The organism is Bifidobacterium jacchi (assembly GCF_009078285.1).
Classification (GTDB): domain Bacteria; phylum Actinomycetota; class Actinomycetes; order Actinomycetales; family Bifidobacteriaceae; genus Bifidobacterium; species Bifidobacterium jacchi.
In genome coordinates this window covers 71733-94330 of record NZ_RQSP01000002.1, presented here as the reverse complement: position 1 = coordinate 94330, position 22598 = coordinate 71733, and the positions used below count along the sequence as shown (strand labels likewise).

Genomic DNA, 22598 nt, shown 5'->3' with positions numbered 1-22598 from the left:
GCTAACGGCCCTCTTTGCGCAAGGATTTTACGAGATGGCCGTTTTCCCCGAGAAATCCTTGCGCTAAAGCACTTGCGCTATAGCAGTGTGTTGTAGCAGTGTGTCGTCTGGGGGCATGGTTGCGCTGAAGCAGCGTCTCTCTCGTTCCTCCCTAGTGTCCTGCGTCAGAAGTTCGTTGATTATAATGTTGGCTCCCCTTGTCAGGACGTTGCCGTTAGGCAAACAGCGGAGCTGTTTGTAGGCAACGTGTGAGCCGACCGGCGAGCAGGCATGCTGCGCGCGGAGCGCGACCATGCTTGCAGGACGAGCAGGCCCGCAAAGCGGGCTGAGGGGTAGTGAATTCGTTAACGAATTTCTGGCGCAGGACACTGGTGCCCCACCATTGTGCCCCGCCATCCAACCCACGAAGACAGCGGAAGTCTCATATGACGTATGTTCGTCAGTCTCTATGTTCGTTGGCTCTCGCAGCGGTCGCTTGGCGCCAGTGGTCTGTCTCGTGATTGGTTGAGTGGTTTCGGCCCGTGGCGTGGTGGTCAATGGAGGAGGCGTCTTTGCGTGATGTCGTGACAGCGATAGCAGGGTATTTGGTAACGCAAACACCAATGCGAAACAATGCCGTAAGCGCTTACGACACGCCGAATGCAACCGCATTGTGTGACCGTTTACGTGTCGGTTACGATTGCTCGTAACCGGTCACGGGGTAAGTGTCTGTGATGATTGGTGAATCGGCGCATCAAGGAGTTCATGCACCGATGAGTGCGTCGAATCATGGTCGAATAAGCGACCAAATGGCAACGCACCCATCCGTCGACGAGACTCGGCGGTTCGCCACCAGCGCCAGAAAGCGCAGTCGGCTCAGGCATCGATCCCGGCCGGTGCCGCCGTTTAAGGAAGGACGACGGCATTCAACGAGGAAAGAGCCAACATGAGTCTTGTCAGACGCATCTTTGGAGGGGCCGTCGCAGGCGCGACCCTGCTGTCGGCGGGCATTCTGCTCGCGCCGACCGCGGTCGCGGCGCCGGTGACGTCACCTGCCGCGGAAACCCCCGCGGCCACGGGCACCGCATATCATGTGGACTGCCTTGCCGAGACCAACGGCGACGGTAGCGAAGCCAAGCCGTTCAATTCGTTCACCGCGGTGAACGCGCAGACCGCCAAGCTCAAGGCCGGCGACCAGATCCTGTTCAAGCGCGGCACCACCTGCAACGGCGAGAACCAGACCATCAACGGCAAGGCAAACGTGAAGGCCGCCCTGCGGCTGGTGAACGTGCGCGGCACCGCCGAGGCGCCGATCGTCGTCAGCGACTACGGCGACAAGAACGCCGCCGCCCCGATCCTCGCGGGCGACGGCGTGGCCGACGTGGTGCTGCTGCGCAACAGCGAATACATCACCGTCCAGAACCTCGACATCACCAACACGGATCCCGAGGACAACCACTACGATTACATGCGCCGCGGCATCACCGCGGAGAACGACAACGCCGGCGAGCTCAAGGGCATCGTCATCCGCAACAACAGCGTGCATGACATCTACGGCGAGAAGCAGAAGGATCTGGGCGGCTCCGCGGCCATCCAGCTGGAGAACTACGGCCGTTCCATCCCGGTCGACGGAGCCAACAAGAAACAGAGCGACATCAAGGCGGACACCTCCCGCAAGACCCGCTCGTGGTTCAACGACGTGCAGATCGTGAACAACACGATCACCAACGTGAACCGTTCCGGCATCAACATGTCGTCCGACTTCCGCTGCCGCGAGGACGCGGGGTGGGAGTGCGGCGTGACCGGCTCGACCCGCAACCAGTACCCTTGGACGCCGAACCTGAATCTGTACATCGCCGGCAACACGCTCAAGAAGATCGGCGGCGACGGCATCGTCATCCAGATGGCCGACGGCGCGGTCGTCGAGAAGAACTACCTGGAGAACGCGGCAAGCGTCTCCGGGCAGGGCTCCAACGCGGGCATCTGGAACTGGAACGCCGACAACACGCTGTTCCAGTACAACGAGGTCACCAACACGCAAAAGCTCTCCGGGAACAACGACGGCACTGCGTGGGACTTCGACTACGGCACCCGCAACACCGTGTTCCAGTACAACTACAGCCATGACAACGCCGGCGGCTCCGCACTCGTGTGCGCCTGCACCGACTGGTACGGCAGCGACCAGCTGATCGGCACCGCGCTCGGCGGCACGTTCCGCTACAACCTGTCCGTCAACGACGGCATCGCGGCCAAGCCGGTCAGCGGCTCCAGCAACACGCGCCGCACGATCACGCTTGACGGCATCACCGACATGAACGTGTACAACAACACCGTCGTGCTGCCGAAGGGCGACAACGTCACGTTCTCCAACAACGCGCAGAACGGCGGCGTCACGTACAACAACAACGTGCTCATCGCGCAGGACGGCACCAACCTGGCCGACCAGAAAGAGAAGATCAACGACGACGGCTTCCAGATCAACTACGGCAACAACCTGTACGTGGGCGGCGACAAGACCAAGTGGGCCAAGGCCGACACAGGCGGCAACACGCATGTCGCACTGGCCGACTACCTCGCTGCCACCGGCATCGACCTCGACGCCGTCGCCAAGGGCGACCTGAGCAGCCTGTACGCCGCGAAGGCCACCGATTACGCGGCCGGCAAGGGCCGTGCGATGGCCTCCGACAACTTCCCGTTCGCCATTGCCAACACGCACCTGACCGGTGATAACGCGCTCAAGACCCGCGACTTCCCGCACAGCTTCAGCCACGCCACGCAGACCTATGGCACGCAGGTCAACGTCTCCGGCTGGTCCGCCCCGGCGGTCGGCGCCTTCCAGAGCGCCGCCACCACTGAAACCGGCAAGGCCGCCGATCTGGCCGCAGGCAAGTCCGCGACCATCGACGCGCCCGGCAACTCGACCATCGAAGTCACCGCCACCACGTCCGGCGACGCGCAGCTCGCCGTCGCCGTGGCCAACGATCGCGGCTACACGCAGACCACGTCCGGCGACGCGGGCAAGAAGACCCTCTTCGTGCGCACCTCGTCCGACTCGTCCAAGCTGACCCTGACCAACACCGGCAAGACCGGCGACGTCACCGGCATCAGCCTCAAGACCGTGTACGACCAGCTGTGGGACGGCTCGTTCGAAAGCATCAACAACGGCAAGGCCGGCCAGTCCAAGAACGGCATCTCGCCGTGGGCGCCGGCCAACCGCGACCACTCGAAGAACCGTGACAACTACGGTGACTCGCGCGTCAAGCGCTACCGCTCCGACCTCAACCAGGAGAACGCGGTCGTCACCGGCGAGCGTGCCGCCAGGCTCGGCAAGCAGAGCGGCGTGAGCTTCACGCAGATCGACCAGCGCAACATCCCGGCCACGCCCGGCAAGACGTACCAGCTGGGCTTCTGGCTGACCACCGGCGACAGCACCGACGACGAGTCGACCGCTTCCGCGACCATCAAGTACCGCAAGGAAGGCTCCGGCGCGGGCGGAAGCTTCAGCCAGTACGCCACGCAGCTGCTTGCCGTGTCGGTGGACGGCAAGACCGCCAAGGCCGGCGAGAAACTGTACGTGACCGGCACGGTCACCATCCCGTGGGATGCCGCCGCCGACAGCGCGCTGTGGCTCAACATCGCCCAGAACGACCTCAAGGACGGCTCCTTTGCCTACGTCGACAACGTGACCCTGACCGAAGTGCCGACCCCCGCGACCGGCATCAAATCGATCGCCGTCACCAAGAAGCCGACCAAGACCGACTACAAGACGGGCGAAGAGCTCGAAACCGCCGGCCTTGAGGTCACCGCCACGCTCAACGACGGCAAGACCCGCAAGCTCGACGCCAGCGAATACACGCTGCTGGGATTCGACTCGACCAAGGCCGGAACCGTCACCGTGACCGTCAAGCTCAACGCCGACGGCGACAAGACCGCCACGTTCGACGTGACCGTCAAGGAAGAGATCAATCTGGCGAACAAGTTCTGCAGCTCTGCTGCAGCGTCCGATGTCGAGGATAAGTGGTCCACCTCCAAGGCGAGCTACACCTGCGACAACAACCTGTCGACCAACTGGTCCAACTGGAAGGACGCCAGCCAGGACAAGCCGGACGACCCCGCGTGGCTGAACTGGACGTTCGACAAGAAGCACAAGCTCGACAACCTGTACTTCTACATCGATCAGAACTCCGGCGAAGCGGCCCCGGCCTCCGTCAAGGTGCGGTATCTTGGCACCGACGACAAGACGTGGGTCGACACCGACATCACGTTCACGCCGAAGTCCGACAAGAGCAAGGCGACCGTCGCCGACCTGAGCAAGCTGCCGGCCACCAAGGCCATCAGCCTGATCCTTACCGCGAGCAAGCCGTCCGACGAGAACGAGTATCCGTATGTCAAGGTCGCCGAGGTGAAGATCATCCAGGCCGACAAGGATGAGGGATACACGCCGGTCAAGCCCGCCGAAAACGTGCCCGCGACCGACAACGTGCCCACCTACACCAAGTTCGAGGCGATCGCTGACCCGGGAACCGCTGACAAGAATTACTTCCAGCCGCTGTGGTATGCGAAGGATTCCGACACCGCCACGACCGGACACCACATCCAGGCCCACGGCGGCCAGGTCGTGCCCGTCCAGGAGAACGGCAAGACCGTGTACTACTGGTACGGCGAGGATCGTTCGTCCGGCTACTACAACTCGCACGGCGTGCACGTCTACCGTTCCGAGGACGGCCTCAACTGGGTCGACAAGGGCATCGCGCTGCGCTCCATCTACTACGATGACGAGCTCACCGACGACTACTTCGTCAACCTGTACGGCCTGAAGAAGTCCGACGGCACGTTCGACACCGCCAAGGCCAAGAAGATCGCCTACTACCTCAACACCTCCACCGACGAGGACGGCGACGGCGTCAAGGACACGGCGAGCGCGATCTTTGAACGCCCGAAGGTGCTGTACAACGCCAAGACCAAGAAGTACGTGATGTGGTGGCATGCGGACGGGTCTCCGACCATCAGCTCCACGTCCAACTACGCGCGCTCCCTGGCTGGCGTGGCCGTCTCCGACTCCCCCACCGGCCCGTTCAAGCTGGTCGGCGCGTACCGTCTGCCCAACCGTGAGGACTACAAGACAGGCCACAGCGCTGCCGTGCCCGGTGGCTCTCGCGACATGACCGTGTTCCAGGATGCCGACGGCACCGCGTACGTGATCTACTCCTCCGAGGAGAACCGTACGCTGTACATCGCCAAGCTGAACGACGAGTACACCAACGTGGTCAAGACCACGAAGGATGCGGCCAACATCAAGGATCTTGACCTGCAGTACTCCGAGTCCGGCGAGTACCCGTACACGCTGCCGATGGCAAGGCGGGCGCGCCGGTCTCCGGCGAGGACTTCGTGATCGTCAAGGACCGCGGCATGCTTGAGGCGCCCGCCATGTTCAAGTCCGGAAGCAAGTACTACATCATCGCTTCCGGCGCGACCGGCTGGGCTCCGAACAAGCAGACGTACTACACGGCTGATTCGATCCTCGGCACGTGGATCCGCGGCATCGAAGCGGACGACAAGTACGAGAACACGAACTTCCAGAACCTGCCGGAAGGCGCCGACGGCCTGCTGTCCGTGGGCGACGCCCGCGGCTCCACGTTCGGCTCGCAGTCCGCATCGGTGTTCGAGTACAAGCCCGGCAAGTTCATCTACATCGGTGACCGTTGGCATGCGGGCGCGGCCGACTCCACCTACGTGTGGCTGCCGCTCGTGATCGACAAGACCACCGGCCGACTGACGATGCAGAACCCGGCGACCCAGGATCCGACCGCCTACGGCGACGGATGGGATGCGAACTACTGGGATGAGACGGTCGACAACCCGCTCAACCTCGCATCGATCACCGTCAACGGCACGGCGATCGACGGATTCGCCGGCACCACGCTGAGCTACACCGTCGACACCGGCGTGTGGGGCAAGGTCCCGACTGTCGAGGCGAAGGCCGTCAACGCGAACGATGTGACCGTGACCACCGATGTGAACACCGAGCGTGCGATCATCACCGTCACCAGCAAGGCCGACAAGTCCAAGACGCGCGTCTACCGCGTGACGTTCTCCAGCACCACCGAAGGCTCCACGGCTGTCTCCGACCCGTGGAAGACCACGAGCTGGGGCAACGCCAGCGCGTTCGCACAGGGTGCCGATGGCACGAACCTGCTGCGCATCACCGACAAGTCGAACACGGGCGCATGGACCGACAAGGACAACCTGTCCACGATCTACCAGCCCGCCAAGCTCGAGGTCGGCGGTTCCATCCAGACCACCATCGTCTCGTCGCAGCCCGGCAACAACGAGGATCCGCGCGCCGGCATCATCGTGCGCAACGATCTGAGCGCGGACGGCAAGGGCAAGGCTCACGGCTACGCGCTGCTCGTCGCCGGACTGAACGGATCGTTCTTCCAGACCGATTCCGACAACAACGGCTTCATCGACAAGGAATCCGCCAAGGTGGCCGAAGCGGCGACCTCGACGGACACTCCGCTGACGATCAGGCTCGTGCGCAACAGCAAGACCGAACTCGAAGGCTTCTATCAGGTGCCGGGAACCGGTGTGAACGGAACCGAAGCCGAATGGAAGTCGATCGGCAAGGCGACGCTCGGCGAGGACGCCGCCGACAAGCTCGATGTCGGCGTGTTCGCCGTGTCGAACAACGGCCGCGGCGACTACACGGCGATCTTCGGCAACACGACGATCGCCCCGAAGCCCGCGCCGACTGTGACCGGCATCAAGGTTGCGGCTGCGCCGGCGAAGTCCGAGTACACGGTTGGCGACACGTTTGCCGCGGCTGGTCTGAAGGTTGTCAAGACGCTGTCCGATGGCACTTCGGCTGATGTGGATGCCGCTGACTACTCGCTGTCTGCGGTTGCCGCCGATGGTTCCGTGGTGGATCTGAGCAAGCCGTTTGCTGATGCTGCGGTTGGTTCCGTTACGGTTACGGTGGCGCTCAAGTCGGATGCGTCCAAGACCGCCACGTTCGACGTGACCGTCAAGGCCAAGCCGATCGTGACGACCGGCATCAAGGTGACCGCCGAGCCGATCACCGTCAAGTACACGGTCGGCCAGACGTTCGCCGCCGACGGTCTGTCGGTCGTCAAGACGCAGTCGAACGGCATCGATGTGCCGCTGACCGCTGACGACTACTCGCTGTCTGCGGTTGCCGCTGATGGTTCCGTGGTTGATCTGGCCAAGCCGTTTGCTGATGCTGCGGTTGGCAAGGTCACGGTGACGGTTGCGCTCAAGTCCGATGCGTCCAAGATCGCCACGTTCGAGCTGACCGTGGAGAAGGCGCCTGTGACGCTCGCCTCGATCGAAATCGCCGGCAAGCCCAGCAAGACCGAGTACCAGGTCGGCGAGAAGTTCGCTGCTGACGGCCTGTCCGTAGAGAAGGTGATGTCGGATGGCACGAAGGTGCCGGCCGCAGGTAGCGAGTACACACTGACCGCCGTCGCCAAGTCCGGCGAGGTCATCGATCTGACCAAGCCGTTCGCTGAGGCCGCCATCGGTACCGTTACGGTGACCGTGAACGTGGATGACAAGATCGCCACGTTCGAGCTGACCGTCAAGGCGAAGCCGATCGTGACGACCGGCATCAAGGTTGCGGCTGCGCCGGCGAAGGTCGAGTACACGGTTGGCGAGACGTTTGCCGCGGCTGGTCTGAAGGTCGTCAAGACGCTGTCCGATGGCTCTTCGGCTGATGTGGATGACGCTGACTACTCGCTGTCTGCGGTTGCCGCCGATGGTTCCGTGGTCGATCTGACCAAGCCGTTCGCCGATGCTGCGGTTGGCAAGATCACAGTGACCGTGGCGCTCAAGTCCGACGCGTCCAAGACCGCCACGTTCGAGCTGACCGTCAAGGCGAAGTCCGACGGTGGCAAGCCCGCGCCTGAACACAAGGTCGTCGCGCTCAAGGTGGCGGCTGCGCCCACGAAGACCAAGTACACGGTCGGCGAGACGTTTGCCGCGGCTGGTCTGAAGGTCGTCAAGGTGCTGGATGACGGCACCGAGGTGGCTCTCGACGCTGCCGGCTACACGTTGACCGCGGTGGACGCGTTCGGCGGTGTGGTCGACCTGTCCAAGCCGTTCGCGGCCGAGGGCAAGGTCACCTTCACCGTGACGCTCAACGGTTCCGCTGCCGATGCGGTCAAGCCGGCGACGTTCTCGGTGAGCGTGGCGAAGAAGGCCGACGAAGGCAAGAAGCCTGCGCCTGCGCCGAAGCCGGCGCCGACGACGCCTGCCAAGAAGCCGAATAAGCAGTCTGGCCTGTCGGATACGGGTGCTTCGGTTGCCGGTGTCGCCGGTGTGGCCGCGCTGCTGTTGGCCGCCGGTGCCGCTGTGACGCTGGTCCGCCGTCGTCGTGGCTGATGCCGGCCGGGTCGAGTCGGCCGGGCTGGCCGGGGCTGGTTGCTGCTCCGGCTGAGTCCGGTTGGCTGAGTCCGGTTGATTGAGATCGGGGCGAGGTTCCTCTTGTGGGGGCCTCGCCCCGATTCCGTTATGTGGGCGTTGTTTTCTGTTGCTCGTCCATTGTCAAGCTACGTGTCACACTACGTGTCAAGCTACGTGTATGCATTTTATTCATGGGAAAAATGTGCATGATATGTATTTTTTTCATAGGAAAAATATGCATATTGTTATGATGATGGTCGTCGTGAACGTGAGCGCGGAAAGAGGCGGCAATGCTGAGGAGGAAGATTAACGACGAACTTGCGCGCTGGAATGCGGATCCTCATCATAAGAGTTTGATCGTGCAAGGTGCCCGTCAGGTGGGTAAGACGTATGCCATCGAGCATTTCGGAGAAGCCCACTATGAGCGGGTCGTCACGCTGAATTTCGAAGAGCATCCTGAGTACAAGGCGATATTCTCCGGGGGGCGCGATGCCGCGTCCATATTCGCTCAGTTGTCCCTGTTCTTTCCGGGAGTCGATTTCACAGAGCGGCGAGTTTTGCTGTTTCTCGATGAGATACAGAGTTGCCCGGATGCCATCACCTCGTTGAAGTTTCTGACCATGGACGGCCGGGCCGATGTCATTGCCAGCGGTTCATTGCTGGGTATCGCATATCGGGAGGTTTCATCGTTTCCGGTTGGATATGTGGATCATATGTCGATGCATTCGATGGATTTCAAGGAGTTCCTATGGGGTATGGGGCTGGGCGATGATGTTGTCGCATACCTGAAAGGATTCTTCGACCGTCGCGAGCAGGTTCCCGATGCCGTGCAGGAACGTATGATGCGGCTTTTCAGGCAATATGTCGTCGTCGGAGGCATGCCGGAGGCCGTGCAGCGGTTCGTCGACACCAATGACTTTTCAAAGGTGCTTCAGGTGCAGCGCGACATTCTCGCCGAATACGGCAACGACATCGCCAAATACGCCGTGGGCAGCGAGAAGGCAAGGGCAAGGGCGTGCTTCCTGTCTATTCCCAAGCAGTTGGCACGGGATTCCAAGAAATTCTCTTACGCTGTGGTGGAGCCAAAATCGAGTGCGCGCAAATATGGTGGGAGTCTGCAATGGCTGTATGACGCCGGCATCATCAATTTCTGCTATAAGCTCACTGCACCGGAATTGCCGTTTGAAGGCAACGCAGACAATACGAAGTTCAAGGTGTATATGCGGGATACGGGACTGTTGGTCGCGATGCTGGAGGAGGGTTCCCAGAAAGACATCCTGAATGGGAATCTCGGCATCTACAAGGGTGCCGTATATGAGAACATCGTCGGCGACATGTTCGCGAAAAACGGCAAGCCTCTGTACTACTACGAGAGGAACAATTCGCTGGAAATGGACTTTTTCATCCGTTACGAGGGTCAGGCGACCGCCGTGGAGGTGAAGGCCTCGCAGAACCGCAAGGCGAAGTCCATGCAGTCGCTGATCGAGAAGCATGGCGTAGTCCACGGCATCAAACTGGCTCCGGGCAATTTCGGTACGGTTGGTGACAAAGTCGAAGTCATGCCCATATACATGGCCATGTTCCTGTGAATGGCCTCTTGCGAGGCCTTGCCCGATTCCTTTATGCGGTCGTTGCCGGGGTTCTGGGTGGTGCCGGTGGCTGCGTGCTGCCGGTGTTGGTCGCCGGCGCTGGCTGCTGGTTGCTGGCATATTGAAGGCGCGTTCGGATAAGGCCACGTCGTGAGTGCTGTCTTCGGTGGCCTTTGACCAGGCTCAGTCGGCCAGTTGGAACGTGGCCGGCGTCACGCGCTGCGGCGATGCATGATCGTGGTGGGCAGCAGCACCGTATGCCGCTCCCCCAACGGCTTGCCATCCATGATGTCAAGCAACAGGCGCGCCATCGTCTCGCCGTGCAGTTGCGAATCCTGACGCACCGTCGTCAGCTTCGGATCGGACAGCAGCGCGATCGGCGAATCATCGAAACCGGTCACGGAAACGTCCTCCGGCACACGGTATCCCATATGCGTCAGTCGACGAATCGCGCCCATCGCAATGTCGTCGTTCGCGCAGACCACGCCATCAATCCCATCTGCAACGCCAGCCACGGCAGCATCCACGCCAGCCCCGGCAGCGCCGGAATCAGCCGCAACCGCATCAGCGGAGTCGGCCCCAGCCGCAACCCTAGCCGCAGCAGCCCCCGGCCGCACGAATCGCGACTCGAATTCAGCCACAGCCATCTCGCCGTTGTCGATCTCCCAGCTGTCCGCGAAATACACGTCGCCTTCGCGGAATTGATCGCCCATCGCGCGCTTGAATCCCTCATAGCGGTTGAGCGCGGTCGGCGAGTAGCCGGGGCCGCAGATGTACAGCAACCGGCGACGCCCCTTGTCGAGCAGATAGCGCGTGATGTCGTACTGCCCCTGCTCGTTGGTGAAATCCACAGCCGGATACGGCAGATCGCCGCCGATCTCCGACCGCACCACCGGCGCTCCCACATTGCGGAATGATTCCGCAAACTGGTCGTCATTGCTCATTGAGAACAGCAGATATCCGTCGGCGAAATCGCTGCCGACCAGCCGCAGGATGCGCTCCGTCGAGCTTTCCGTATTGGCGATGAGTGTGACCATCTGATATCCGGCGTCGCCGAGCACCTGATTCGCGCCCGTCATTGCCGCGGAAACACTGGCCTGTACGATCGTCTCGTTTGATTCGACCTGAATGATGAGTGCCACCGCATGCGTGCGCTGCCGTGCCAGTGTGCGCGCGGCGTTGTTCGGCGTGTACTGCGCCTTGCTGATCGCCTGCGCGATACGCTCGGCGGCGTCGGGCGAAACATGCTCGCCGCCGTTGAGATAGCGCGACACCGTGCCGTACGACACGCCAGCCAGCTGGGCGACATCGCGAATCGTGGGCTTTTTCCTCATCATCGTTGACATACTATCTATCGTAGGCCATACGGTGTAATTGGGCGTGTTGAACCGGTTACACGCATGTCTTGCAGAGGGGGCGTTGCGAAGCGGCGGTGGCGCCGTCGGCACGCCGCGCTATGCCGACTGCCGCACGATCAGCTCGGTCGGCATCATCGTCAGGTCTGGCACATGCTCTCCGTTGATCTGCCGGATGACGATATCGGCCATGACCGCGCCGCGCCGCTCGATATGCTGATCGACGGTGGTGATCTGCGGTGTACACGCGGTCGCCGCAGCGCTGTTGTCGAATCCGGATACGGCGATATCGTCCGGGACGCGGCGCCCAAGCCGATGCAGCTCGTCGATCGCGCCCGCCGCAATGGTGTCGCTGGCTGCGATGATGCAGTCGATGCGATTGATCGTCCCGTCGCTCGCCCACTGCCGAATCGCCTGCGCGCCGCCATCGCGACTCCATTTGGGACTGTACGCGACCGGCGCTTCAAACTCAGTGCCGAACCGTTCCGCGATGACGCGGTTGAACGCGGTGAATCGTTCCGGTGCGCCCGGCATGTCAAGCGGACCGGAGATGTACGCCGGTCGTGTGCGCCTGCGGTCGGCGGGCGGATTGTCGTCGCGTAGCACATAGCGAATCATCTCGGCCATCGCGCCGATGTTGTCGACGTCCACGCACGGGCAGATCGACTTGCGGTCGTATCCGGTGCCGGATATCGCCGCGGCAAGATGCCGTTTGGCGAAGATCGGCAGCAGGGCGTCGTTGAAATCGAACGTGAACAGGATGTAGCCGTCGGCGAATCCGGACGCTACGAGCTGCTCGATATTGCTGGTCGCATCGTCGTTCGACGCGAGCAGTGTGACCAGCTGCCAGCCCTCCTCTGCGACGCGCGTGTTCGCGCTGTCCAGAAAACTCAGGATGTTCGGGTCGTTGTACACGTCCTTCGAGTTGTAATGGATGATGAGCGCGACGATGTGCGTGCGGCGCTTGGCCAGCGAACGCGCGCTCGAATTCGGGGCGAATCCGGTTTTCGCGACTGCGGCGTCGATTTTCGCGGCGCTCGCCTTGGAGACGTTCGGGTGACCGTTGAGATAGCGGGACACGGTTGCGTAGGAGACGCCGGCGATCTTGGCGACATCGTAGATGGTCACGATAGGGGCGGTTGCTTCGGCGGGCTGCTGGGTGCTGTCGGTGCCGGAGGACGGTGTGTCGTGTGAGGTCTCGGGTGGTGTGCTCGGTGAAGTGGATGGCATATCGGTCCTCTATCGTCGGCCGGCGTTGTCGGTCAGCTGATCTGCTTCCACTACGCAGTGGGCATGATCGATCGGATATATCGGTTAACCATGATATCGCGCAGCTGTTTCTGCGGATGTGATCGCATTGAGTTGTGGTGGGTTGATGTGGCCTGGTTTTTGTGCCGCGTTTCACCTCATTGATGGGAGACTAGAAACATGACTGCAAGGACCCGTGACTGGACTGTTGACGGAGGATGCCGGGCCCTATCCCATCGAAACCATTGTGTGCATAGAGCGTACGTATTAGATATGCGATGGGTTCTTTCGGTCGTGTCGGGTTGCTGATCGTGTGCATGGCACGTATGTGAGGCGTTGCTGATCGTGTGCATGGGGCGTATGTCTGCGTGATCGTGTGCATAGGGTGTACGTGGAGCGCGCGTTTTGTGTTTCTACGTATCCGTTCCATGTACACGATGCCTTTGATGGCATACGTTAGATGCACACGATGGGCGTATGGCATACGTTCGATGCGCACGATGTGGGCGAGAGCGGGAGTCGTTGATGCGTGCCGATGCATATCGACCCTCGCTGGCGATCGAAATTCGGGAATCGGTGGTTGATCTCCCGAATTTCGATCGCTGACAGTTGCTCAGTGAACGAAATTCGGGAGCAATGGGCCGGATTCCGAAAAACGATCGCTGAGCCGGTCTCAGTGAACGAAATTCAGTGAACGAAATTCGGGAAGCCGCCGTTCTTTTCCCGATTTTTGATCGCTTGGAGGCGTGTCTTGGAGGTGCTCAGTGATGTGGCGTCTCAGTGAAGTGGATTTCGGGAGTCTTCGCCAGTTTGTGTGGTGTGTGGTTGGGCTGGGGTGTCTTCGCTGGGCCGATTTCGGGAGCGACGGGCTTGCTTTGAGTTTCTCTTGCGCTTGCGGGTTGCTCCGCGCAAGTTTTTCTCGGGATTTCCCTTGAGCTTGAGAATTCCTTGCGCTAACGGGCTTGTCAGCGCAAGGTTTTCTCGAGATTTGGGGTTGTTTCGAGAGGATCTTGCGCTTGCGGGTTGCTCCGCGCAAGTTTTTCTCGGGATTTCCCTTGAGCTCGAGAATTCCTTGCGCTAACGGCTTGTCAGCGCAAGTTTTTCGTGAAAGGGAGCTGTGGCGCGTCGTCGAAAATTGATTTGTAACCGCTTACAGTATGCGCTATAGTGAGCTGTAACCGCTTACACAACACGTTGTGTGCAGAACGTCATCGCTCAGAGGCCTTGACGATCGGCGCGCAACCCGCCGCGCGGCCCGCGACAGAGATGCCAAGGGTCGCCGGCCACGGCCCATCGCGTCATCCTCAGGGATGCCGCTGCGGCGACAACTCAACGCAGCCGGCACGACTGAGCACGGCAGTCGCCGAGGAGCCGAAGGGTATTGGGAACCAAGGTAAGGAGAACAATGGGGTACGCACAACATGCGAATACCGCGAATGTCGCAACGCTGCGTGAGCGCTTCGGCAAATTCGCGGTCACCGTGGTCGCGGCCGCCGCTAGCGCGGCGATGGCGCTGACCATGCTGCCGCTGGGCGTTCAGACGGCATCTGCCGCTGACAACGCGTTCACTGACAGCGGTACAGTCACCACTTATGCGCCGACTGGTGTCGGCAATGGCACGACGACGTCGCCCGATGTCGCCTCCACCAAGTACAACGTCACCGCGAACGGCACGAAGGTCGAAGCCGTTCAGTACACGGCGAACGGTCACAACTTTGATATCGCCCGCTTCAAGTCAGATTCGCGCACGCCAGTCATCACCGTGACCGTGCCGAACGAGGAGATCAGCTTCGTCAACATCTACCCGCAGCGCTACTACCCGGCGACCGCCTACTCGGTCGACAAGGAAACGAACACGCTCACCTTCAAGATGGAGAAGAGCCTGTACGAGGCCATCGTCATGGTCAATGGCGATGCGACCAACAAGACTGGCAAGCCGTACCTCGCGGTCATCAACGATCCCGAAGAGCGTGAGGGCACTGTGCCCGACAAGACGTCCGCAGCAGACGGCTCCGGCATCAACGAGAAGACCGGCGTGCTGAACATCGCCGAATACGCGAAGAACTGGTTCAAGAGCCATTCCAACGCCGAAATCCAGCAGGCCAACCTCGTCAAGGCCACCGTCAGCCCGTGGGCCGGCAAGACCGTAGGCAAGACGCAGATCCCCGCGGATGCCAAGATCGACGCCGGCAAGATCGTACCCGCGAGTACCAAAGAAGTCACGTATCCGAACGAGCGTGCGCTCGCGGCCGACGACTACACCTATGTGCTGCAGGCCGCACTTGACGAGATCAAGAGCAACGACAAGCTGAACACGCTGTACTTCCCGAACGGCACGTACATCTACGGCGGTCTCGACATAGCCAGATGGACCACGAAGCACCTCAACGTGTATGTGGACGAGGGCGCGCTGCTCAAGAACCACGTGCAGCCCAACCGCGAGGCCATGGAGCCGGCCATCGGCATCTGGTCCTCCAAGGACATCACGATCTCCGGCCGCGGCATGTTCGACAACAACGGCGTGCAGAACTACCGTCAGGACAACCACGACGCCTACCGCTCCCAGCATCAGGGCGGCGTGATGGTCGTCAAGTCGCAGAACATCACGTTCAACGACACGTACATGCGCGACTCCAAGCAGTGGAACTACGAGACGCACACCGCCGAGAACGTCACGTTCAACAACATCAAGGGCCTGACCCCGTATGGTCAGCCGTGGGTTGACGGCACCGACCTCGCGTCCGGCAAGAACCTCACCATCAATGGTGTGATGACGCTCGGCAACGACGACGCGTTCGCCTCCGGCCACTACAACCCGGGTAACCAGTTCGAGCCGACCCATGCCGACAACATCAAGGGCTTCGGTATGAATGGCGACAGCCCACGCACCCAGGAATGGATTGACGCGGCTGCGGCTTACGAACACTACTCCGAAATGCACAACCTCAACAACCTCGCCTGGGATACCGACGACACGGAAAACGTTACCGTCAACAACACCGTCAACTGGTCGTACGCGGGCGGCAACGGCATCCGCCTCGGCCACAGCACTTTCGGTCACAAGCTGAAGAACTACACGTTCAACAACTTCAACCCGATCAGCTTCCAGGGCGGCGGCAAAGGCATCACCGTGCAGAACAACACCGGCACGTACCCGCAGTACGAGGACTTCACCATCAGGAACTCCTCGTTCGACACCTCCCGCGTCGGCACGAACTTCTCGATCAACGGCAAGGATCCGCTCATCAAGAACGTGACCGTCGATAACGTCTGGTTCTCCAACGCGAACGCAGGCTCGAACATCACCAACATCGAGAACGCCACGCTGAACGACATCTACATCGGCGGCAAGCAGGTACGGTACTCCAACCAGAACAAGCTCACCGTCAACAACGTGACGAACCTGACCTACACGTACACCGACGCCGACGGCAAGACCCAGCCGGTCAAGGAGAACACGCTGCCCACGTTCACCTCGCCCGAGGCGGACAACCTGATCGCCAAGAGCAACAACGTGACCAGCTTCAAGGTTGCCGCCACCGATGCAGATGAGGGTGACACCGTCGTCGTCGCGGTCGACAAGACCACGCTGCCGGAAGGTGCCAAGTACGACGACAAGACCCAAACGTTCAGCTGGAAGCCGACCGAGGCGCAGGCGAACAAGGCCTACGAGGTCAAGTTCACCGCCGCCGACAAGGGCGCTCAGGAGGGCGACTACGATCCGGTCGCCAAGACAGTGACCATCACCGTCCAGTCCTCCAGCTCGTCCGCGGCTCCTGTCGAGGGCGCGGTCTCCGGCGACACATTCAACGGATCCTGGAGCGGTGACGCGAAGGTCAACGCGAGCACTCAGCGCACCATCCGCCTGAGCAACGCCAGCGGCGACTCCAAGCAAGCGTTCGTCGAGCTCGACCTGAGCAAGGTGAAGACGCTTGGCGAGTATGACGACGCGAACCTGGTGCTCACCTACATGGGCCACCGTCGTACCGCCACCGCCACCGACGAGATCGCCCTCAAGGCGACCAAGACTCTGGAAGGCTGCACTGGCAACAACGGCGCGGCAACCAGCTGCTCCATCAGCGAGATGACGTGGAACAATCATCCGAAGGTCTCCACTGAAGCTGCCGACAGCGTCCAGTCCGCGAACTTCACCGTCGGCAACGTGACCGTCGCCGAAGGCTCCGAGGATCAGGTCAAGGGCAACGCGATCGATGGGCGCAAGGTGCGCGTGGATGTGAGCGACTTCGTGCGCGCCGCCCAGGCCGCCAAGCAGACCAAGCTGATTCTGGCGCTCAACATCACCGGCAGCTACGAGGTGCGCTTCGTCTCCACTGAAGGTGCCACGACCAACAAGCTCAACAACGCGACCGCCGACATGGCCCCCGCGCTTGAGGTGACCACGGTCTCCCCGACCAAGCTCACCGGCCCGACCGCCCAGAGCATTGAGCAGTACACCGCCGCGCACTCCGACGTGTTCGAGATCACCGGCGTTGACCCGGTCCAGATCGCGCTCACCGGCGACACTGCCAACGGCAAGATCACGTGGAACAACGACGAGAACCGCCTTGAGTTCGCCGAGGGCATTCCGGCCGGTGACCACAAGGTGACCGTCACACTCACCGACAAGAACGGCGCCAAGTCCAGCGTTGACTTCACGCTCACCGTCACGGCTCAGCGTGATACGACCGCTCCGGTGTTCTCCGGCGTGGTTGATGCGACGGTGGAGTTCGGTGCTAAGTTCGATCCGCTGGCCGGCGTGAAGGCCGAGGATGCTGTGGATGGCGATGTGACCGCTTCCATTAAGGTCGAGGGCACTGTCGACACCAAGAAGGCCGGCGAGTACACGCTCACCTACACGGTCACGGATGCTGCCGGCAACAAGGCGACCGCGACTCGCACGGTGACCGTCAAGCCGGAGCCCGTGGTGCTGACCGGCGCTGTGGTTGCCAAGCAGCCCACCAAGGTCGAGTACACGGTTGGCGAGACGTTCAATGCCGCTGGTCTGGAGGTCGTCAAGACGTTCTCCGACGGCAGCAAGTCCGATCCGGTTGCTTCCGGTGAGTACGATCTGAAGGCCGACGTTGATCTGACCAAGCCGTTCGCCGCAGCTGCGGTAGGCAAGGTTACCGTCACCGTTGCGCTCAAGTCCGATGCGACCAAGACCGCCACGTTCAACGTGACCGTCAATCCTGATACGACCGCTCCGGTGTTCTCTGGTCTGGACGATGCGACGGTTGCGTTCGGTGGCACGTTCGACCCGCTGACAGGCGTGTCCGCGAAGGATGCCGTGGATGGCGATGTGACCGCTTCCATCAAGGTTTCCGGCAAGCTCGACACCAACAAGGCCGGCGTGTACACGCTGACCTACACGGCTGTGGATGCGGCCGGCAACACGGCGACCGCCACCCGCAAGGTGACCGTCGAGAAGAAGGGCACCACGACGCCGACCCCGACGCCGACCACCCCGACGACGCCGAGCAAGACGCCGACCACCCCGGTGACGCCGAGCAAGAAGCCGACGCTGTCCAACACCGGTTCCGAAGTCTCCGTGCTGGCTTGGGTGCTGGCGCTGGCCGTCGTGTGCGGTGCCGGACTGATGGCTGTCGCTCGCCGTCGCTCCAACGGCCGCTGAATCACGCTGAATCACGCTGATTTGCGATGATTCGCCGCGATCGCAACTGTGATCGATTGCAGACGCGGGTATGAATCCCTCAACGGGTTCATACCCGCGTTTTCGTGTTGTCAGCGGGGCGTGCGGCCACTGTATTGCGGCAACATCGCCAAAACTGCCGCATAAACCACGTCGTCCGCTTCGTCTCAGGAGAATCACTGCCGCAATCCATGCGCGCGCGGGTACATTAGATGCAGTAAGGAGGTCGTCATGGCCAGATCAGCCCAGTCGCCGCAGCAAGATGCACAGCAAACGCCGCAGTCGGCGCCGCAGTCCGTGCAGCAATCATCGCTGTCGCCCGCGTTGCAAACCATGCAGCAGTCTGCGCCGCAGTCGCGTTCCCAGCAAGCGCCGCAGCCGCAATCCCAGCCGAATCCGCAGCCGCAATCCCGCCCACGCGTCGCCAACGACTCCCTCCACACGCACTATGCCGCACGCCCAACCGTCGACGAATGGACCGACGACCGCGTCATGGACGGCTATCAGCAGGCCACCGCCCACATCGGCCACGACGACGAAGGTGAGCTGGTCGCCACGTTCGTGCGCAAGAATCCGCGAAAACTCACCGCTTCCGAGCGATTCCGCCGCTGGCGGTACGCGATGCGCGGCCATCCGCTCGCCATCATGTACGTGCACGGGTGGAACGACTACTTCTACCGCCGACATGCCTCGGAATACTGGGAATCGCTGGGTATCGCGTTCTATGCGGTCGATCTGCGCAAATTCGGCCGCTCGCTGCGCGACGGGCAGACGCCGGGCTACATCGAGAATCTGCACGAGTACGCGGTCGAGCTCGACGCGCTGCGCGATCAGATCGTCCGCGAACTCGGCGAGCATGTGCGCATACTGCTCATTGCCCATTCGCAAGGTGGACTCAGTTCCGTATTGTGGATAAATTCCGAAATGCCGCATCATGTGGAAGCGGCCGCGCTGAACTCGCCTTGGCTGGAATTGCAAGGCAACCGCATGTTCCGCATCCTCTCAACGCCGGTGGTGCAGGTGTTCCGGCTGGGCGGCGGCAAAACCGTGATGCCGATGCGCGATCCCGGCTTCTATTCGCGATGCATCCGTCGCGTGACCGGCGGCGATTGGGATTATCTGGAGCATCCGCTGGTTGATTCAAGCCTGTTTCTGCCGCGAGCCGGCTGGATGCAGGCGATCTACGACGCGCAGTACGAGGTGTCGAAGCGGCTCGACATCCAGATTCCGGTGCTGGTGTGCACGTCGGACCGGACCATGCTGCAGGGCACTTGGGACGAAGCCATGCGCGAGGCCGATACCGCGCTTGATGTCACGGCGATTCGGCAGGCCGCGCTCAACGTGGGCGACGTGGTCACGCTGGCGACGATACGCGGTGGTCTGCACGATCTGAGCTTGTCCCGCTCCGAGGCGCGACGGCGGTATTTCCGGATTGTGACCGCGTGGGCGTCGCTGATGGCGTGGCGGCGCACGATCCCGGTGCGGCATATGGCCGCTGCGCTCGACGCGGTCGCGGCCGGGGCCGGCGCGGCGTGATGTTGGGCGCGGTTCGGTCACAGGGAGCGGGTGTGGTCACAGGGCGCGCCCCGCTCCCTGTGACCAAACCCGCGCCGCGTGACCGCAGTCGTACCTCGCTGAGCACCAGCGAAGCGAACACGAGCACGAATCCGATCATTGTCATCAGCGTCACCTCTTCGCCGGTGATCAGGGTCGAACAGATCACGCCGAACACGCTCTCCAAGCACATGATCAGCGACCCCTGCGAAGTCGGCACCGAACCGAACGCGACGTTCTGAAACACCTGCGCGATCACCGTGGAGACCGCGATCACATACAGCAGCGACCAAACCGTGCGCGGCGCGAACCAGCCCGGCTGAATCGGCCCGTCAACAAGAATCGCGCCGATCACAAACAGGATGCCCGCGCTCACAAACTCGTAGAACGTCAGCGCCATCGCGTCATGATCTCGCGCCAGCAGGCCGGTCAGCGCGATATTCAGCCCAAACAGCACGCCGCCCGCAACCGACACCAGATCGCCGACGTTCACCAAACCCGCCGCGCCTACCGTGCTGGCCGTGCCGCCGCCTACGCCTGCGCCTGCGCCCGAGCCGACACCTCCGCCGGACAGCGAAATGAAGCCAATGCCCACCAGGCACACCGCCGCGGCGACCACGTTGCGCGTACCCGGCCGCCGCCGCGTCAGCGCCCATGCGATGAACGGAACCGTCACGCAATACGTGGCCGTCAGGAACGCGTTGCGGCCGGGCGCGGTCATGCGCAGGCCGGTCATCTGCACAAGATACGCCATCCAATACGACACCCCCAGCAGCACGCCGGGCGCAAGCACATGCCCGATCGGCATGCTGCGGATGCGGCGGAACGCGATCGCGCCAACGCAGATCGCGCCGGGAAACAGACGAAACGCCATCATCCATTGCAGCGGCATCGTGTCGAGCACGAATCCCGAGAACGTGTAGCCGCAGCCCCATCCGAGCGCGACCGTGAGCAGCATGATGCGGCCGATTGTCGGCGATACGCGGCGGGTATGGCGATCGCTTCGTTGGGATGTCGATGTTTGGCTCACGAAGCCAGTGTATGCCTTGGCTGGTGTGCGGTGGCTGGCGTGCGCGGCGAATGCCCATGGTGTAGGGATTTTCGCATGGTGCAGGGATCGCGTATGTGTGTTTTGTGTGAAAATGGCGGATTTTAGCCGTTTTCTGTTCCCTGCATCATGGGGTATTCCCTACATGATGGGATATTCCCTGCATCATGGGATTAGCCCTGCATGTCGAGCGGCCCCTGGTCCCGGGGTGCGCCGCGTGTGGTCCTAGAGTTTCGTCCGCGTGTTGCGCGACGTGCGACATGCATATTGATATACTTGCAAATAGGCAGACTTGTAATCGGTCACACGCACTAAGGCGGCCTTGGCGAGGCAGGCGAGAAGCAGGACCGGGCGCAAGGGTGCAGCAGCCAAATGGCCGAAAGCGGGCCGTTACCCCAGTAACGTGCGGTTGCGCGCGGAGGCGCGACCTAGGAAAGGACGACGAGTAATAATGACTCATACGACAGAACAAGCATTCACCGCACCGGCCCAAGAGCCGCACGCCCCGGTCGCCCCAGCTTCGGCGCAGGCGGCCGACCCGAGCATCAACGAGATCATCGCGTGGACCGAGAACCCGCGCACCTTCGCGGTCAACCGTCTGCCCGCCCACAGCGAGCACAGGTTCTTTGATCACGAACCGCTGTCGGGCGAAACGTCCGATCTCATCCAGAGCCTCGACGGCGAATGGAACGTCGGTCTGATCGATCTGGCTGACGGCGAGTCGGCCCGCGAAGCGCTCGGCGCCTTCGCTTCGGCCGGTGCGGCTTCTTGCGCTTCTCCTGCTGCCGTCGCTGGTGCCGCTGATGCCGCATCCGCATCGCCCGCATCCGCGTCGCCCACGCCTGCATCCGCCGCGCTTGCAGCCGTGTCGTTCCGCCGCATCCCAGTCCCGTCGAATCTGCAGAACGAAGGCGTGCTGCCTCATCAGTACGTGAACCAGCAGTATCCGTGGTCCGGCCACGAGACGCTCAACCCGCCTCAGATTCCGCACGATCACAATCATGTGGCGCTGTACCGCCGCGTGTTCGCTCCCTCGGCCAAGGTCGCCGCCGCGATCTGCGCGGTTGCCGCCACCACGTCGGACGCCGCGTCCACCGCCGACACGGCAGCGCAAATCCGTCCGCGCGTCACGCTGACCTTCCATGGTGCCGCTACCGCCATCGCGGTGTGGCTCAACGGCCGGTTCGTCGGCTATGCGGAGGACAGCTTCACGCCCAGCGAATTCGACGTGACCGACGCGCTGCGCCCCGGCCGCAATGTGCTGTCGGTCGCCTGCTGGCAGTACACGACGGCTAGTTGGCTGGAAGATCAGGATTTCTGGCGTCTGCACGGCATCTTCCGTTCCGTCGAACTCGCCGCGCAGCCGGTCGCGCACGTCGAGAATCTGCGCATCACTCCTGATTTCGACGCCAGCAAGGGAACCGGCCTGCTTGATGTGACCGCTTCCATCCGTGGCATTGGTGACGTTGCCGCGCTGGCTGCGGCTGCGGTCGCGACTGCTGGCACCGCTGCGGCTGCGGCACGCGGTACGGAATCCGACGATTCTTCCGATTTCGCGGATTCCACCGATTCCGCTGCGGCTGCTTCGTCGGTGCTGATCGAGGCGTCGCTCACCGATGCCGACGGCAGAACGGTGTGGAGTGCGCGCAAGGATGCCGCTGATCTGCTTGATCAGGCAGCGTCCGCCGCCGCAGATGCCGAATCAGCCGCTACAACCGCCCCGACCGCCGTCGCGACTGCCACCACTGATGCCG

The 22598-nt window shown here is 62.0% G+C and carries 8 protein-coding genes and 1 pseudogene; 6 read left to right on the top strand and 3 right to left on the bottom strand.

Features of this window, described 5'->3' with window-relative positions:
* Positions 1-925: 925 nt before the first annotated feature.
* The 3 genes from EHS19_RS00975 (at position 926) to EHS19_RS00965 (ending at position 9989) form a co-directional block, all read left to right on the top strand.
* Positions 926-5371 (top strand): bacterial Ig-like domain-containing protein, encoded by a 4446-nt coding sequence (locus tag EHS19_RS00975; protein WP_206666297.1) that lies wholly within the window; start codon positions 926-928, stop codon positions 5369-5371.
* A complete protein-coding gene (locus EHS19_RS00970; RefSeq protein ID WP_151915921.1) occupies positions 5368-8379 on the top strand; it encodes a bacterial Ig-like domain-containing protein in 3012 nt (1003 codons plus the stop codon). The genes EHS19_RS00975 and EHS19_RS00970 overlap by 4 nt, the downstream gene beginning before the upstream one ends.
* Before the next feature lie 311 nt (positions 8380-8690).
* On the top strand, positions 8691-9989 hold the full coding sequence (locus EHS19_RS00965) for an ATP-binding protein (protein ID WP_151915920.1): 1299 nt from the start codon (positions 8691-8693) through the stop codon (positions 9987-9989).
* A gap of 212 nt (positions 9990-10201) precedes the next feature.
* On the opposite strand, the gene EHS19_RS00960 is transcribed toward EHS19_RS00965, so the two are convergent.
* Together EHS19_RS00960 and EHS19_RS00955 are read right to left on the bottom strand one after the other, a co-directional pair.
* Positions 10202-11344 carry a LacI family DNA-binding transcriptional regulator gene (locus tag EHS19_RS00960; protein WP_241677002.1) on the bottom strand — a complete coding sequence of 381 codons (1143 nt, stop codon included), beginning with the start codon at positions 11342-11344 and terminating at the stop codon, positions 10202-10204.
* Positions 11345-11443: 99 nt separating this feature from the next.
* Complete coding sequence (locus tag EHS19_RS00955; protein ID WP_151915918.1) at positions 11444-12574, bottom strand: LacI family DNA-binding transcriptional regulator; 1131 nt, start codon at positions 12572-12574, stop codon at positions 11444-11446.
* Between the two features lie 1423 nt (positions 12575-13997).
* Here EHS19_RS00955 and EHS19_RS00950 point away from each other — a divergent pair.
* Both EHS19_RS00950 and EHS19_RS11235 read left to right on the top strand, forming a co-directional pair.
* Complete coding sequence (locus EHS19_RS00950; protein ID WP_151915917.1) at positions 13998-18224, top strand: DUF5011 domain-containing protein; 4227 nt, start codon at positions 13998-14000, stop codon at positions 18222-18224.
* Positions 18225-18473: 249 nt separating this feature from the next.
* Positions 18474-19778 (top strand): alpha/beta hydrolase, encoded by a 1305-nt coding sequence (locus EHS19_RS11235; protein ID WP_241676994.1) that lies wholly within the window; start codon positions 18474-18476, stop codon positions 19776-19778.
* A 112-nt stretch (positions 19779-19890) separates the two neighbouring features.
* On the opposite strand, the pseudogene EHS19_RS00940 reads toward EHS19_RS11235, so the two are convergent.
* Positions 19891-20754 (bottom strand): annotated as a pseudogene (locus EHS19_RS00940) (DMT family transporter); the annotation flags it as partial.
* A 541-nt stretch (positions 20755-21295) separates the two neighbouring features.
* Between EHS19_RS00940 and EHS19_RS00935 the strand changes: the two are divergent.
* Positions 21296-22598: sugar-binding domain-containing protein (locus tag EHS19_RS00935; RefSeq protein ID WP_338325016.1), on the top strand; the 1303-nt coding region annotated here is incomplete at its 3' end.